Source organism: Photorhabdus sp. HUG-39 (assembly GCF_963878365.1).
Taxonomy (GTDB): domain Bacteria; phylum Pseudomonadota; class Gammaproteobacteria; order Enterobacterales; family Enterobacteriaceae; genus Photorhabdus; species Photorhabdus kayaii.
Map to the genome: position 1 here is coordinate 85,880 of NZ_CAWNWY010000002.1, position 14,897 is coordinate 100,776.

17 protein-coding genes are annotated in these 14,897 nt (G+C 42.9%); 5 read left to right on the forward strand and 12 right to left on the reverse strand.

What is annotated here, in order from left to right:
- Positions 1 to 69: 69 nt before the first annotated feature.
- Entirely contained in the window at positions 70 to 471 is a 402-nt protein-coding gene (cueR, locus tag AAC155_RS02060; RefSeq protein ID WP_112877971.1) for a Cu(I)-responsive transcriptional regulator, read from the forward strand.
- On the opposite strand, the gene AAC155_RS02065 is transcribed toward cueR, so the two are convergent.
- From AAC155_RS02065 to tesA, 5 genes are all read right to left on the reverse strand, one after another.
- Positions 465 to 920: an NfeD family protein gene (locus AAC155_RS02065; protein ID WP_113040851.1), complete on the reverse strand. Its 456-nt coding sequence runs from the start codon at positions 918 to 920 to the stop codon at positions 465 to 467. The genes cueR and AAC155_RS02065 overlap by 7 nt on opposite strands.
- A 2-nt stretch (positions 921 to 922) precedes the next feature.
- Entirely contained in the window at positions 923 to 1,843 is a 921-nt protein-coding gene (locus tag AAC155_RS02070; protein ID WP_112894526.1) for an SPFH domain-containing protein, read from the reverse strand.
- A 24-nt stretch (positions 1,844 to 1,867) separates the two neighbouring features.
- Positions 1,868 to 2,725, reverse strand: coding sequence for a co-chaperone YbbN (locus AAC155_RS02075; RefSeq protein ID WP_113040852.1), 858 nt, complete (start codon positions 2,723 to 2,725; stop codon positions 1,868 to 1,870).
- Between the two features lie 68 nt (positions 2,726 to 2,793).
- Positions 2,794 to 3,579: an SDR family oxidoreductase gene (locus AAC155_RS02080; protein ID WP_113040853.1), complete on the reverse strand. Its 786-nt coding sequence runs from the start codon at positions 3,577 to 3,579 to the stop codon at positions 2,794 to 2,796.
- Between the two features lie 51 nt (positions 3,580 to 3,630).
- On the reverse strand, positions 3,631 to 4,263 hold the full coding sequence (tesA, locus tag AAC155_RS02085) for a multifunctional acyl-CoA thioesterase I/protease I/lysophospholipase L1 (protein ID WP_191214713.1): 633 nt from the start codon (positions 4,261 to 4,263) through the stop codon (positions 3,631 to 3,633).
- Between tesA and ybbA the strand changes: the two genes are divergently transcribed.
- On the forward strand, positions 4,234 to 4,920 hold the full coding sequence (gene ybbA / locus AAC155_RS02090) for a putative ABC transporter ATP-binding protein YbbA (RefSeq protein ID WP_113040855.1): 687 nt from the start codon (positions 4,234 to 4,236) through the stop codon (positions 4,918 to 4,920). The two genes, tesA and ybbA, sit on opposite strands and share 30 nt — an antisense overlap.
- Entirely contained in the window at positions 4,917 to 7,349 is a 2,433-nt protein-coding gene (gene ybbP / locus AAC155_RS02095; protein WP_113040856.1) for a putative ABC transporter permease subunit YbbP, read from the forward strand. Before ybbA ends, ybbP begins: the two co-directional genes overlap by 4 nt.
- Before the next feature lie 94 nt (positions 7,350 to 7,443).
- Here ybbP and AAC155_RS02100 read toward each other — a convergent pair whose 3' ends face one another.
- Entirely contained in the window at positions 7,444 to 8,718 is a 1,275-nt protein-coding gene (locus AAC155_RS02100) for an MFS transporter (RefSeq protein ID WP_113040857.1), read from the reverse strand.
- Between the two features lie 55 nt (positions 8,719 to 8,773).
- Positions 8,774 to 9,661, reverse strand: coding sequence for an outer membrane protein OmpK (locus tag AAC155_RS02105; RefSeq protein WP_191214703.1), 888 nt, complete (start codon positions 9,659 to 9,661; stop codon positions 8,774 to 8,776).
- A gap of 807 nt (positions 9,662 to 10,468) precedes the next feature.
- Between AAC155_RS02105 and AAC155_RS02110 the strand changes: the two genes are divergently transcribed.
- Positions 10,469 to 10,645, forward strand: a complete 177-nt coding sequence (locus AAC155_RS02110) for a hypothetical protein (protein WP_158536465.1) — start codon at positions 10,469 to 10,471, stop codon at positions 10,643 to 10,645.
- 55 nt (positions 10,646 to 10,700) lie between these two features.
- Entirely contained in the window at positions 10,701 to 11,321 is a 621-nt protein-coding gene (locus AAC155_RS02115) for a riboflavin synthase subunit alpha (RefSeq protein WP_113040858.1), read from the forward strand.
- A 108-nt stretch (positions 11,322 to 11,429) separates the two neighbouring features.
- Here AAC155_RS02115 and AAC155_RS02120 read toward each other — a convergent pair whose 3' ends face one another.
- The 5 genes from AAC155_RS02120 to ppiB form a co-directional block, all read right to left on the reverse strand.
- Complete coding sequence (locus AAC155_RS02120) at positions 11,430 to 11,600, reverse strand: hypothetical protein (RefSeq protein WP_158536466.1); 171 nt, start codon at positions 11,598 to 11,600, stop codon at positions 11,430 to 11,432.
- 175 nt (positions 11,601 to 11,775) lie between these two features.
- Positions 11,776 to 12,861, reverse strand: coding sequence for a 5-(carboxyamino)imidazole ribonucleotide synthase (purK, locus tag AAC155_RS02125; RefSeq protein WP_113040859.1), 1,086 nt, complete (start codon positions 12,859 to 12,861; stop codon positions 11,776 to 11,778).
- Entirely contained in the window at positions 12,858 to 13,388 is a 531-nt protein-coding gene (purE, locus tag AAC155_RS02130) for a 5-(carboxyamino)imidazole ribonucleotide mutase (RefSeq protein ID WP_113040860.1), read from the reverse strand. Before purE ends, purK begins: the two co-directional genes overlap by 4 nt.
- 148 nt (positions 13,389 to 13,536) lie before the next feature.
- Positions 13,537 to 14,259 (reverse strand): UDP-2,3-diacylglucosamine diphosphatase, encoded by a 723-nt coding sequence (gene lpxH, locus AAC155_RS02135; RefSeq protein ID WP_113040861.1) that lies wholly within the window; start codon positions 14,257 to 14,259, stop codon positions 13,537 to 13,539.
- A gap of 10 nt (positions 14,260 to 14,269) precedes the next feature.
- On the reverse strand, positions 14,270 to 14,764 hold the full coding sequence (gene ppiB, locus AAC155_RS02140; RefSeq protein WP_113040862.1) for a peptidylprolyl isomerase B: 495 nt from the start codon (positions 14,762 to 14,764) through the stop codon (positions 14,270 to 14,272).
- Positions 14,765 to 14,897: the final 133 nt, after the last annotated feature.

A 14,897-nucleotide genomic window follows, 5' to 3' on the forward strand; every position in this document is an offset into this window, starting at 1 on the left:
AGTTCAAGTGAATTTCTGACTTGTTGCGAAGGTTAAACCTTCCCTCAAGGGTAAGGTCAAGGGGAAAAAATGAACATTAGTGAGATTGCTCAAAAAACCGGTCTTACCAGCAAAGCGATCCGGTTTTATGAAGAAAAGGATCTGATCACGCCGCCGGAAAGGGGGGATAACGGCTACCGTTATTATCAGCAGAAACATATTGATGAACTAACGCTGTTGCGTCAGGCAAAACAGGTAGGTTTTACACTTGATGAATGCCGTGAGTTTTTAGTGTTATTTCGCAACCCCAATCGTCATAGTGCTGATGTAAAAGCGGCAACATTGCATAAAGTGGCTGAAATAGAAAAAGCGATTGAAGAGTTGCAGAAAATAAGAAGTAAATTGTTATCTTTGGCGGAAGAGTGCCCTGGAGATGACGGGGCTGCATGCCCCATCATAGATCATTTATCGGGTTGTTGCTCTCATCACTGAGAACTGACCGGTTTGACTTTCAGGGTAATGCCATCAACAGCGATCACTTCTACTTCGGTATGGGCTGGTAGTTCACTATCACAGTGAACTCGCCAGCTTCCATCCGCCAGTTTGACCCGGCTGTAACCATTTTCAGTATCTGAAGTCAGTTTGGCTCGGATACCGATGAGCTGGTGGTCTTTCTGGTTCAGGGTATCGCCGCCTTTTGATGGGCGGCGACGTAACCAGTAGCGCCAGAGCATTGCAGAAAGCAGCGTCAGAGTGGCAAACAAAATGCCTTGCCATTCCCAATCTATTCCTGGTAGCAGCCAGGTGACAAACGCAACAACGATAGCGGCTATACCCGTCCATAATAGATAGCCGCCAGTTCCCAGAAGCTCTGCAATTAACAGTAAGCCGCCAAAAGAGAACCAGAGCCAAGGGGTTTGCGCCGCAATCTGTGCAATCATGGTTATTTACCTTTTTTGCTTTCGCCAATCAGTTCAGTAATACCGCCAATCGCACCCATTAGATTGCTCGCTTCCAGAGGCATCATAATGACTTTGCTGTTACTGGAAGCGCCAATACTGGTCAGTGCATCCGTATATTTCTGGGCAACAAAGTAGTTAATTGCCTGCATGTTACCGTCAGAGATCGCATCGGACACCATTTTAGTTGCGCGAGCTTCCGCTTCGGCGGCACGTTCACGTGCTTCTGCCTGGAGAAATGCCGATTGACGTTCCCCTTCTGCTTTCAGAATTTGAGACTGTTTTTCTCCTTCTGCTTTCAGAATAGCCGCCTGACGGATACCTTCTGCTTCCAGAATATCAGCACGTTTTGTACGTTCTGCTTTCATCTGGGCGTTCATGGCAGAGATCAACTCTTTTGGTGGACGCACATCACGGATTTCAATACGGGTAATTTTCACTCCCCATGGGTTAGTGGCTTCATCAACAATATGTAATAGACGACTGTTGATAGAATCACGCTGCGACAGCATTTCATCCAATTCCATTGAACCCAAAACGGTACGGAAGTTGGTCATCGTCAGATTGATAATGGATAGTTCAAGGTTGCTGACTTCATAAGCAGCCCGAACAGGATCGACAACCTGAATAAAGCAAACTGCATCAATAGTAACATTGGCGTTATCGCGGGAAATCACTTCCTGTGAAGGAATATCCAACACTTGTTCCATCATGTTAATTTTACGGCCAATGCGATCGATAAAAGGGACGATAATATGCAAACCCGGTAATAAAGTTCGGGTATAACGGCCGAAACGTTCTACCGTCCATTGATAACCTTGTGGCACTGTTTTTACGCAAGTAAAGACAATAACCACCGCAATAAATATCAAAATGGGTACGGCACCAAAAGCGAATAAATCCATAGCAATTCCTTACAATTAAATAAATCAGTAAAGCAGCGAGTAAACCTGGCGACGATATTTCGAAGCCAAGGTATTACCGGTCCCCATTGCAGACATAATATCCATCATTGTTTTCCGTACCGCACCGTTGGCAGCAGAAAGGTCCTTTTTCAGGAAGCTGAGTAATAATTCCAGAGCTTCTTCATTACGGCTGACTTCGTGCAGTTTCAGCGCGAGCTTAACAGCCAGCTCTGCATTTTCCGGTTGAATGGCGAATTCTTGCTGCAATTGTTGGATCTCTGGTGTATCCGCCGCTTGCTTTTGTAACTCAATTTGAGCCAGTAAACTGTGATAATGAGTGTCTTGATCCTGTAATGGAATAAGACTCAGAATTTCCTGGGCTTCTTCTATATTATTGAGCATAATTTGCACTTTGGTCAACATAAGTGCAATTGCACTGTTTTTGGGCGCTAATTGCCAGGCTTCTTTCAATAACGATAGTGCTTCCTGATGTTTTCCTTCGGCGATAAGTTCCTCAGCTTGGGCGGCTTTCAACTCTTCCGGTTTCGGTAATACACGAGCAAGCATCTCTCTAATCACGTTTTCAGGTTGTGGCCCTTGAAAACCGTCTACGGGTTGACCTTGTTGCATAATATAAACTGTAGGAATGGAGCGTAAGCCAAACTGTGCAGCGACCATTTGCTCTTTATCACAATCTACTTTTGCCAATATGAATTGATTTGCGTATTCGGCTGCCAGTTTATCCAGTGTTACGCCTAATTCTTGGCAATGTGAGCTACGTTCAGACCAAAAATAAAATAAAACAGGCACAGTCATAGACTGTTCAACGGTTTGATGTAGGTTGCTTTCGTTAACATTAATTCCAGTAGAGGTTGGTAACATATAATTAGTCTCTTAAATTTGATTATTGCAGGGTATAATTAAATAGATTGAGGTTATTTTATTAACTTTCAAGTTGTACCACTCTGTTTACTCAGTATTTTATCCATTACTCTTCCTGGCAAAATCCGGCGCATAATAGTAACTGCGTGGGTTATCCAAGTCACTGGATAACGTAATTTAGGGTTAGGACTTTCCAAAGCATGAATCAGTTTGCGCACAACAGCTTCGGGGGTTAGGGCAAAATGGCGGGCGATCCTGGGGTTTCTGACCGGCTTATCGCTTTGCGTTTGATTCACGTTTTCTGTAAAACGTGTTTTTATCGGACCAGGGACAATTAGACAAGCTTTAATTCCTGTTCCGGCTAATTCCATTCTTAAGGCATCTGACCATGCTTCCAAGGCATATTTACTGGCAGAATAAGCACCGCGGCCTGGGGTTGAAATCAGTCCCATAACTGAACTGGTTTGGATAATACGGCCCTCACCATGAAGTTGCATTGCTGGAAGTAATAAGCAGGTAAGTTGATGTGCACCAAATAGATTGGTGGAGAATTGCCGTTCCAGTTGTTCACGACTGATAGTATTAAGCGGGCCATAAATACCAAAGCCGCCGTTATTAAACAGTCCGTAAAGACGGCCATTGGTTAGCCTGATGACCTCGGCGGCGGCGCGTTCCACACTCATTTTATCATCAAGATCCAATTCGATAGGTTCCAGTCCTAATTCGCGCATATGCTGTAAATCTGCGGGTTTCCGGCAAGCTGCTAATACTCTGTAGCCCCGTTGATGTAGTGTTTTGGCCGCCACCAGACCAATTCCACTGGAACAGCCTGTGATAAGAACTGACTTTTGCATAACTTTAACCTGTTTATAGACATCAATTTGTTGAAACTAATAGTTTACTATTCAAGAATAATTAAGATGTGCTGATAGTGTGTCAGACATCCAGTCGGCGATAAATGGTTGAGCTGCCAGATTGGGATGTAATCCGTCTTGTTGCACCCACTCTGGTTTAATAGCGACTTGTTCCATATAAAACGGGAGCAGAGGGATTTGATTGTGTTCTGCCAGTTTGGGGTAAATCTTGGCAAAAGATTCGGTATAACGGCGCCCATAATTTGGTGGCAGACGGATCTGCATCAATAAAGGCTGAATATTGGCTTGTTTCACTAAAGTAATGATCTGTTGCAGATCTTGTTCTGTTTGTTGTGGGGGAAAACCGCGTAGTCCATCGTTGGCACCCAGTTCTATCAGTACCCAACGGGGTTTATGTTGTTTAAGTAATTCAGGTAGCCGCTCAAGGCCCTGAGCGGCGGTATTACCGCTGATGCTGCCGTTGATGACCGTGATTTTATTGCCAGATTTCTGCCACTTTTTTTCCATTAAAACAGGCCATGACTGTTCAATAGGCAAATGGTAACCGGCACTAAGGCTATCACCGAGAATCAGAAGGGTATCAGCCGCAGTCGCTCTGGCGCTAAATAGCACCATCAGTAAAAGGAAAAGTAAATGGTAACGGGGAATATTCTTGAAGTTCAGCATCTCAGTAAGCACGTTGGTCAGGGGGAACATAAGATCACTATATTGCAGGGAGTTGGGTTGGTTGTCGAGTCGGCACAGACTATCGCTTTGGTGGGAGAATCGGGTTCGGGTAAATCCACATTGCTTGGCATTATTGCCGGGTTAGATGATGGCAGTGACGGTGAGGTTCGGCTGCTAGGGCATAATTTAAGCCAGATGAATGAGGAGCAGCGGGCGCAACTCCGGGCTGAAAGTGTTGGTTTTGTCTTTCAGTCATTTATGTTAATTCCGACGTTAAACGCATTGGAGAATGTCCAGCTTCCTGCTTTATTACGTGGTGAGTCTGAAAATAGTAGCAGGAAACAGGCGGCTGAATTGCTTGAACAACTGGGATTGGGGAAGCGTTTGAAACATATGCCGGCACAACTTTCTGGCGGTGAACAACAGAGGGTGGCATTGGCACGGGCATTCAGCAGCCAACCCAAAATTCTGTTTGCTGATGAGCCAACAGGTAATCTGGATCGGCAAACGGGTGATCGTATTGCTGATTTACTGTTTTCTCTGAATCGTGATTATGCCACAACATTAATTTTGGTCACTCATGACAGCCAGCTTGCGGCCCGCTGTCAACGTTGCTTGCGGTTGGTTGATGGAAAATTGAGGGAAGAGAGATGATTTGGCGTTGGTTTTGGCGCGAGTGGCGCACACCTTCTTTATTGATTGTCTGGTTATCTCTTACCTTGGCGGTAGCTTGTGTATTGGCCTTGGGCAGGATCAGTGATCGCATTGATCAAAGTGTTCATTACCAGAGTCGGGATTTTCTGGCGGGTGATTTAGTCCTGCGTGCTGCTTATCCGGTAGATGAAGAATGGTTACAGCAGGCGAAAAAACGGGGATTAAAATTAAGTCGCCAGCTCTCTTTCACCACAATGACTTATGCCGGGGACATTCCTCAACTTGCGAATGTAAAAGCCGCGGACAGTCATTACCCGTTATATGGTGAACTGGAAACCCACCCACCGAGTTTGAAAGCGGAAAAAGGCACGGTGCTGGTTGCGCCTCGTTTGCTTGAACTATTGAAAATCAAAGTTGGCGATAATCTCGATGTGGGTGATACCACGCTTAAGGTGAGCGGAGAATTAATTCAGGAACCGGACAGTGGTTTCAATCCCTTTCAGATTGCACCCAGGATTTTGATCAATCTTGATGATGCGCAATCTACCGGGGCGATTCAGCCGGGTAGCCGTCTGACTTATCGTTATATGTTTTCGGGTGATAAAGAAGCGGTTTATCAGTATCAGCAGCTCATTGATCCCCAACTTAAAGCTGATCAGCGCTGGTATACCTTGAAACAAGATAGTGGAGCGCTCGCAAAATCTATTGAAAGGGCACAGCAATTCTTGTTGTTATCGGCTTTGCTAACGTTATTACTCGCTGTCGCCGCGGTAGCAGTATCAATGACTCACTATTGCCGTAGCCGCCATGATTTGATTGCGGTGCTTAAAACACTGGGTGCGGGGCGTTGGGCGTTGCGTAAATGGGTGATTGGTCAATGGTTGGTGATATTGATTGCGGCGGCGCTGGTGGGGACGCTTCTGGGATTGATGTTTGAATATCTGCTCGTGCAGATTTTGGCGCCTATGTTGCCGAAGACCTTACCTGTAGCAGGATTCTGGCCGTGGATATGGGCGTTAGGCGCGTTATCTGTTATCGCCTTACTGGTGGGAATACGTCCGTACAAGCAGTTAATGGCAACCCAACCATCACGGGTGCTGCGTGATGATATTATCGCGCCTATCTGGCCGTTGCGTTATTATTTGCCGTTGGCGGTATTGGTGGTCATTAGTGGGCTGAGTCTGTTAGTTGGCACCAAGCCCATGTTATGGGCGTTACTTGCAGGCATGATGATGGTTGCGCTATTACTAGCCGTGTTTGGTTGGGGAGGATTGTGGTTACTACGTCATTTGAAACTCCGCCAACTCAGTTTTCGTCTGGCGGTTAATCGACTACTGCGGCAGCCGTTTCAAACAGTAGCTCAATTGGCGGCTTTCTCTTTATCATTTATGTTATTTGCTTTGTTGCTGGTGGTCCGAGGAGACTTGCTTGACCGTTGGCAGCACCAATTGCCATCGGACAGTCCAAACTATTTTCTGATTAATATGACTGGACAGCAAATTCCACAAGTAGAACATTTGCTGGCTCAGTATCAGGTTAAACCTACGGCATTCTATCCAGTGGTATTGGCTCGCTTGACGGAAATCAATGGTCAGTCAGCCATCGCGTGGGCAGAGGCCAAGGAATCGGATAGCAACACGGTGCAGCGGGAATTGAATCTGACATGGAAAGAGGAGTTACCTCCGTTTAATACCTTGGTTGCAGGCTACTGGCCGCCAAAAGCGGATGAGGTTTCCATTGAGCAGGGTCTTGCTGAGCGTTTGGCAATCAAAATCGGCGATAAGCTAACATTTAGTGGTGATACGCAGCAATTCAGTGTCATAGTTAGCAGTATTCGACTGGTGGATTGGGAAAGTTTACGGCCAAATTTCTTGTTTATTTTCCCGAAACAAGCATTAGAGAATCAGCAGCAAACCTGGTTGACCAGTTTCCATTATGATGGAGAAGGTCGCCTTCTGACGGATCTTAATCGTCAGTTTCCAACCTTGAGCCTACTTGATACCGGCGTGATGATTAAGCAAATTCAGGGTATTTTGCAGCAGGTCAGTAAGGCATTAGAGGTCATGGTTGGGTTGGTCATGGTTTGTGGCGCATTATTGCTATTGGCACAGGTTCAGGTAGGGATGCGTCAACGGCAACTTGAACTCGTGGTTTACCGCACCTTGGGAGCCAGTAAACAGTTACTGCGTCGTACGCTTTGGTATGAATTTGCTTTGCTTGGATTAATGGCGGGTTTTACTGCGGCACTTGGCGCTGAAGTTGCGCTTTGGTTATTGCAGACCAAGGTATTTGATTTTCCGTGGCAACCAGAATGGCAAATGTGGCTGTTATTACCAATAATCAGCAGCTTGTTACTTTCATTGTGTGGGAGTGGGTTAGGGCTTCGGTTATTACAGGGTACGGGATTATACCGGCGGGTTCAGGGGTAAAAGAGCGATATTTGCAGACATTCAGGGAATGGGTAAGCTCGTTGAGATGTGGAGAACCTATTCCCTGGCTTATTGGTTGGTTTTATTTTTGCATTCAGTTGAGCAATGTATTGTCATCAGAACATTTCTTCACGATTTGTGAAGGTGGTTGCATCATGAATGTGACAATCAAAATAGTGAGTACCGGTATGGTGATAATGAGAAATGCCGGTGTAAAACTACCTGAATAATCCTTAATTGCGCCCACCATAAAAGGGGCGATACAGGCGGTAGTAGAGATCAAATTCATCACCGAGAACAGTTCCAGATAAGGCGTGCGCCCAAAATAATTGAACAGCAATATACTGGATGCCAGAAAAGTCATGCCATAACCGATGCCAATACACAACGTGAACAGGATTAAAAATGTCCATGAGGTGGTGGCACTGAGTGCGATAAGACCACAGATAATTATCGACAGACTGCCGATAAGCATTTTTTTGGGATCGAACCATTCACCAACCGCGCCTCCTGCGAATCGTGAGAATGCGTTGATAAAAGCCAAAATACTGAGCGAGGAAGCAGCAATAGATTCGCTGAATCCGTTTTCAGTAATATGGGCGACCGCAAAACTATTAACGGTTATCCCACACAGTAAAAAAGCAGTATAAGCGGCAGCAATGGCATAAAATTGCCAGGTGTGCAGTGCTTGCCGGACATTCCATATTTCCTTGGTGCGATAGATATTGGAGGGGAGCTGGTCTTGTTGATTTTTGCTAATTCTTTCAGCGTGGGCGTTTTCCTTTTTACCTTCTCGCATAAATAAAATGGTTAATAAGCTGATCAAGGTGAGTGATATCCCGGAAATTGCCCAGTGCATACGCCAGTTTTCCCAAAATACTGTTGCCAGGAAATAGATCCACGGACCGACCACGCCCCCTAATCCACCGATGGTGAAATAGATACCGAAAGCTAATGACTGTTTTTTAAAAAGTCGGCTAATGACATAAGTGCCGGGAACCGTCGCCATAAGACTAAAGCCGATCCCTAATAGTGTTGTACCGGTAAAATAGGCCGCGATACTGTGGGTGTTATAGAGGATGTAAAAACTGGTGATAAAGGTGAGCGTACCAATCATCAAAGTGGCGCGGACGCCTGTACGACGAATAAACATCGCTGGAAGGTAACTGGACAGCCCACATGATAGGCCAAGTAAGGTGAACCCCAGACCGGCATCCGTCCAACTCCAGTGTAATTCTTTGATCATGCTAGGTAATACAACGCCTAGCGAAGTAAATGTGGTTGCGGTGACCAGAAAGTAAATCAAACCCAAAAGTATCAGTAGGAGCCACTGATAAGTACGTCCGAACTGGTCATGTTGAATGGGCATTTTGACTCCATCAGGATAAAGGCCATCAGAAAATTTCTAATATTTTATTCCGATATCAGAAAAAACTATATCGAATAAAGATCCCATAGCTAAATTGATCCGTTCGATAATAAGAGGTATCTCTTATTTTGTATTTATTTTTTATGGGGTTCAGAACAATGCCGGTCCATAAATGACCGGGTTGATGACCAAGGAGTTTTCCTAAATCGTAATGTAACTCTGGTTTGAAATCGATAGTTTCAGGTTGCCCATGCAAACCTAAGGTATAGTCAAAAGTCCCGACAACACGAAAATCCCCTAAGCTATTATTGAAGGGAATGCCGTAATCGATATGAATTCGCTGATCATTCCAGCTTCCTTTGGCATTATTCTCAAAATAAAAAATTGTACGTAGCCAGCTAATCCAGCTAGCTTGCCAGTCAATACTGATACCGGGGAAATAGTCGTAATCTATCCCCTTAGTTTTGGCAATCCATTGAGCGAACAGAATATCTTTTACCGGTCCAAAAGAGATGTCATTACCAGTGACTTTACTCAAGCTCACTCTGGGGACAAATTTATAATAGTAGGTGCTTTTATCACCTTGGTAATCACCTTGCAGTGAATTTTGCCAAATACTATAGACATACATATCGCCGACACTGTAGTCGCCGAAAGCCTCTAAAATCGGTGAAATGGTTTTTCTAGGATCGACTCGATTTTCAAATTGCATATAAAGGCTGGTATCAATCGATTGAAAATTAACAAAATGACTGGCCTGAGCTTGATTGATTGCCGGTAGCAATAATAGTATTGCAGGTAATCCGCTTTTCTTTAATCTGGTGTTGATCCAATACCAAGCTGTTGTTTGATAAATAGCGCAAGAAGATGGAAACGAGGACCATAAGGCGGAAAAAAACTGTAGGCGGTTTTTAGTATCGTGGGCTTTCCAGGTAAATAACACGAGGGTTTCCCTTTTCGTATGTTGTCAGACTCATTAATGGTAATAACATTGATCTAATGGAGAGGTTTTGTCAAAGGGATATTTGGTTTTGTTGATGAATGTTGAATAGTATAGAAAAATAAGATTATTCTAACATTAGTGATTTTTCAGTGTTAGTAATATATTGATTATTTAATTAGCGATAGGTTTTTTATTCAACTTGGTGTTGATAGTTGGGGGGTATTGTTAATTAATGTTTTTATGAAAATATTTGTGTAATTATATTTTAGTTAACTTAAATCTATAATTTATTTCCCTTAATTAATCTGAGTTTTTAATGAGAAATAGCCATGATAAATAAAAATAATAAATTGGGTCTGTTTTTTTATCATCAAAATAATTTGTGAATTTAAATAATTATTGCTTTGGTTTTAAAACATGGATGAAAGTATTTTTCATGAAATAAAAACATAATAAATGTTTAAAATGATAGCTGGTTTTATTTTTGTGTAATAAAAAAGAGATTGTAAATGAAATATTGTGAATTATAATTCTTTGGCTGGTGGTTTTATTATGATATGCTTTTAATTAAATGATAAATATTCAAGGTAAAGTGTTTCCATAAGTTAGAAAAATAATTTTCGACTCTATTTTTGCTCATGTTTGATAATTATCAATTTAATAGTAAAAAATCATCCATTCCACAAAAAGCTTGATATAATTAAAAACAATAGGGTAAAGTAGTTTATTGGCTTTTAAATGTGTTATTAAAATTTTGATTTAAATCAATTACATAAAAGATATTTTGTAAATATGGGGTAGGAAAATATGGTTAATAGAGCTAATAAAATTTTATTAGATATATTCGTATATACCCTATGGATTTCAAGATGCATCGCGACGGCAAAGGAGCGAATCCCCGGGAGCATAGATAACTATGTGACCGGGGTGAGTGAGTGCAGCCAACAAAGTGACAACTTGAAAGATAACGGGTATAAACCATAAATTCTCTTAATGTAACAAGGGCATTTCCACTTAATATAAATAAAAGAGGGTGATTATGTATACTGGAATTGTACAAGGAAAAGAAAGTGTATTATCTCTTGATAAAAAAGACGGGTTTAGTACATTAACCGTCAGTAATAATAACCATTTCTTTGATGATGTTTCTGTGGGGGCCAGTGTTGCGATTAATGGTACTTGCCTGACTGTCACTCAATTTAAGAACGATATCGTCTGGTTTGATATATCAGATTTTACGGCTGATGTGACCACATTAAAATTTTTAAATGTGGGGGATGAAGTTAATATTGAAAGATCACATCAAATGAATAAAGAGAATGGTGGTCATAGCTTATATGGGCATATTGAAGGTGTGGCAGAAGTCGTTGATTTTATTAAAACTGGTGAAACTTATCGATTAGTGATTAATATTCCTGGCGATAATGTCAGATATTTTTTCCATAAAGGTTTTATTGGGTTACATGGTTGTAGCTTGACAATAAATGGTATAAATGAAGAAGACAAAACCATAGAGTTGAATTTAATTCCAGAAACGTTAAGGGCTACCAATCTTAGTAATATTAAAGTTGGTGACTTACTTAATTATGAAATAGATCAAACAACGAGAACGATTGTAGACACGATATCCAGATCGATGAATGCTAATAGAACAATATGATAATTGAAGTAATATAAATAAGCTAGGATGAGTTGAAGTGTGAAGCGGTAAGTTACTTTACTTCCGCTTCCACAATTAATCCCAGGCCATTAAATGACAAATTTTTGATTATTTTGATAGATGTTTGTCATCTATTATTTTGTCCCAAAGTTCATCTACGGTATTTACACTTGTATCACCACCATGTTCCAGTTCATGGATCGCTGCCTGCGTTGTAGCATTAGGAACATGGTGTTTTTTTGTTGCTCTAGTTAATACCAGACGGACAAAACTAGACATATCCAAACTATTATCCCGGGCGGCTTGTGCTTCAGTTCTTCAGAAACACGAACTTTCAATATAGTCGTATTCATATGTGCCTCTCTGTCTCTTACTATGTATCCTTTCTGTAAGACTATTGTGGACACGAATCAAGACAACAAGTTCAATAAACAAATAATTCTAGTGTTAGACGTTAGTTAATTAATTTTTCCTGTGCCCATTCAAGGCCACTCTGATATTCAGGGGGCAGCATGGGAACAAGTTTCTGCAATGTATCTTTTAATTCATTTTTATCAAAGTGAGAAAGATTAAGATGACCGACTTTACGTGCAGGACGGACTTCTTTCTCATACCAATGTAAATGTACCAATGGCAAGTTGAGCCATTGGGTGTTGATATCTGTGCCAATCAAATTGATCATAACTGACGGCGCAGTCACTGCTGGTCGAGGCATGGGCAAATCCAGAATAGCACGGAGATGTAATTCAAACTGGCTGATAGATGCGCCGTTCTGAGTCCAATGACCGCTGTTGTGAACGCGTGGTGCGAGTTCGTTGATCAATAAATTATCACCGACAATAAAACATTCCATCGCCATCACGCCGATATATTTCAGCTCGTGCATAATAGCTGACAACATACTCTCAGCCTGTTGTTGTAAATGATAATGCTGTAAATGGTCATTTTCCTGAGGAGAGACAATACTGGCACGGAGAATGCCATCTTGATGCAAATTGTGCGTTAAGGGATAGAACACACAATCGCCATTTTTATTGCGGGCACCGACCAGTGAAACTTCGCCAGAGAAAGGAATGGCTTGTTCAGCAATACATTCACCATAAATATCGGCGGGTAATTCTGTTTCATCTCCGGGATGAATACGCCATTGCCCTCGGCCATCATAACCACCCATGCGGCGCTTAACGATAACGAAATTACCGAGTTCAGAGAATAATTGCGGCCATTGGTTGGTCTCAGAGAGTAATTGCCACGGAGCCGTTGCCAGACCAAGGCTATCCATTAACTGTTTTTGCGGCAGACGGTCAGCCAGACGGGGAAAGATATCTCGATTAGCGAAAGCCTTATGGCGGGCAAGTTCCTGAGTAAGAGCCGTTTCCGGCCAACGCTCAATTTCAGCGGTAATAACGCTATTCTGATAAGGAACTGCTTCGGGTTCTGCATCGAGGCCAACAGGATAAACCGTGATACCTAAAGGCTCACCAGCTTGGCGTAACATGCGGCCGAGCTGACCATTGCCTAATACACAAACTGGCTTCATGCTTCCTCCCGCGGATCGGGATTATTGAGTACATCCTGAGTTTGTGTTTCACGCCAATGGCTAAGGCGTTTCAGTAAATCTTTATCATGACGCGCCAGAATCTGTGCGGCCAGTAGGGCTGCGTTTGCCGCGCCAGCTTTTCCAATCGCAAGCGTGCCAACAGGAATCCCTTTTGGCATCTGTACGATAGAGTAGAGGCTATCTACCCCATTCAGTGTAGCGCTTTGTACGGGTACGCCGAGAACCGGTACCAGCGTTTTGGCTGCCAGCATGCCGGGTAAATGAGCAGCGCCACCGGCACCAGCGATAATGATATCAAAACCATTTTGCTCAGCTTGCTCGGCAAAACTGAATAGTTTATCGGGTGTACGATGAGCAGAAACAATTTCAACATGAAAAGGTACATTAAGAGAAGTGAGAATATCAGCCGCGTGCTGCATAGTCGTCCAATCGCTTTTAGAACCCATGACAATGGCGATTTTGGCATTGTGTTGAGTTGTTCTTGCTAAATCAGGCTGGGCAGTCATAAATCAAATGCTCCTGTGTTTTAACGTCCACCAGAATGAAAATAACGCTTTAAGGCCGCGGATCATATCATGCTCACAAGCTAAGGAAAACGATTGCGTTACTTTATACTTTTGTTGTGACACCTGTATATCGGGTGTTCCCGGTTAATCAGAATGGGAAAGAGATAAGATCGATTGATTTATCCGTTATTTTGAACATCGATCCCTGATGATGCCATGCGCCAAGTACACCACGGTAGAGGGTTTTATCATGCAGAGAAACTTCATGTACAAAAGGGCGGTGGGTGTGTCCGTGAATCATCCAGTCAGCTTGGTACCGCTCAAAAGTGTCAATAACAGCTTGCTGGTTTACATCCATAATGGCTTCGGATTTTCTGCTGTTGACCGATTGGCTGTTTGCTCGCATTTTTACGGCAATTTTTTGACGGATAGACAGAGGTAGCAGTAGAAACAGACGTTGGACCCACGGGGTATGAACCCGCTTACGATATCGTTGATAACCTTCGTCATCAGTACACAAGGTATCGCCGTGTAGAATAAGCACTCGCTTACCGTACAGTTCCAGTACTTTTTCCTGTGGGAGCAAGATAATGCCACTCTCTTTAGCAAAGCGTGAACCGATCAGAAAGTCACGGTTGCCATGAATAAAGTAACAGGTAACACCTTGTTGTTGCACAGTTTTTAGTGCGCTAGCGATTTCACGGTGGAGAGGGTTGTTATCATCATCGCCAATCCAGTAATCGAACAGATCGCCGAGAATATAGAGGCTATCTGCCTGAATGGCATCCTCACGCAAGAAACGTAGAAAACCGGCAGTGATTGCCGGTTCATGTTCGTTGAGATGTAAATCCGCAATAAAAAGTGTGCACATATTCAGTGAGTTATTCGCTGACAGTCACTTTTTCGATGATAACATCTTCGAGTGGTACATCTTGGTGCATACCGCTGCGACCGGTAGAAACGCTTTTGATTTTATCAACAACATCCATACCTTCGACCACTTCGGCAAAGACGCAGTAACCCCAGCCATCAGGGCGCTCAGAGCGGAAGTTCAGGAAATCATTATCAACAACGTTAATGAAGAACTGCGCAGTTGCTGAGTGTGGATCGTTAGTACGGGCCATTGCCAAAGTACCACGGTTATTTTTCAGACCGTTATTGGCTTCGTTTTTGATAGCTGCATCAGTCGGCTTTTGTTTCATGCCAGGTTCAAATCCACCACCCTGAATCATGAAACCGTTAATAACACGGTGGAAAATAGTATTATCGTAGAAGCTATTGCGGCAGTAGTTCAAGAAATTCTCAACAGTTACAGGAGCTTTATCAGCGAAAGTATTAATTACAATATCGCCAAAATTGGTATGGAAAGTCACCATAATTGAAATCCTAATAATAGTTTTGATTAACCCGGTTAGGGCATTTGGACCAGGCGGCTTTTATATCACATCTACCATAATGAGTCAGTACCTATTAGTTTCAGTAGACTATATTGATCGCTAACCTTGCAAA

What these genes read in the sequence shown, in the direction of transcription:
- ybbA (WP_113040855.1), top strand. Translation starts at nt 4,234, where the DNA reads ATGGTAACGGGGAATATTCTTGAAGTTCAGCATCTCAGTAAGCACGTT.
- ppiB (WP_113040862.1), bottom strand. Translation starts at nt 14,764, where the DNA reads ATGGTGACTTTCCATACCAATTTTGGCGATATTGTAATTAATACTTTC.
- AAC155_RS02120 (WP_158536466.1), bottom strand. Translation starts at nt 11,600, where the DNA reads ATGTCTAGTTTTGTCCGTCTGGTATTAACTAGAGCAACAAAAAAACAC.
- AAC155_RS02110 (WP_158536465.1), top strand. Translation starts at nt 10,469, where the DNA reads ATGGTTAATAGAGCTAATAAAATTTTATTAGATATATTCGTATATACC.
- ybbP (WP_113040856.1), top strand. Translation starts at nt 4,917, where the DNA reads ATGATTTGGCGTTGGTTTTGGCGCGAGTGGCGCACACCTTCTTTATTG.
- AAC155_RS02100 (WP_113040857.1), bottom strand. Translation starts at nt 8,718, where the DNA reads ATGCCCATTCAACATGACCAGTTCGGACGTACTTATCAGTGGCTCCTA.
- cueR (WP_112877971.1), top strand. Translation starts at nt 70, where the DNA reads ATGAACATTAGTGAGATTGCTCAAAAAACCGGTCTTACCAGCAAAGCG.
- AAC155_RS02070 (WP_112894526.1), bottom strand. Translation starts at nt 1,843, where the DNA reads ATGGATTTATTCGCTTTTGGTGCCGTACCCATTTTGATATTTATTGCG.
- AAC155_RS02115 (WP_113040858.1), top strand. Translation starts at nt 10,701, where the DNA reads ATGTATACTGGAATTGTACAAGGAAAAGAAAGTGTATTATCTCTTGAT.
- purK (WP_113040859.1), bottom strand. Translation starts at nt 12,861, where the DNA reads ATGAAGCCAGTTTGTGTATTAGGCAATGGTCAGCTCGGCCGCATGTTA.
- AAC155_RS02065 (WP_113040851.1), bottom strand. Translation starts at nt 920, where the DNA reads ATGATTGCACAGATTGCGGCGCAAACCCCTTGGCTCTGGTTCTCTTTT.
- purE (WP_113040860.1), bottom strand. Translation starts at nt 13,388, where the DNA reads ATGACTGCCCAGCCTGATTTAGCAAGAACAACTCAACACAATGCCAAA.
- AAC155_RS02075 (WP_113040852.1), bottom strand. Translation starts at nt 2,725, where the DNA reads ATGTTACCAACCTCTACTGGAATTAATGTTAACGAAAGCAACCTACAT.
- lpxH (WP_113040861.1), bottom strand. Translation starts at nt 14,259, where the DNA reads ATGTGCACACTTTTTATTGCGGATTTACATCTCAACGAACATGAACCG.
- AAC155_RS02080 (WP_113040853.1), bottom strand. Translation starts at nt 3,579, where the DNA reads ATGCAAAAGTCAGTTCTTATCACAGGCTGTTCCAGTGGAATTGGTCTG.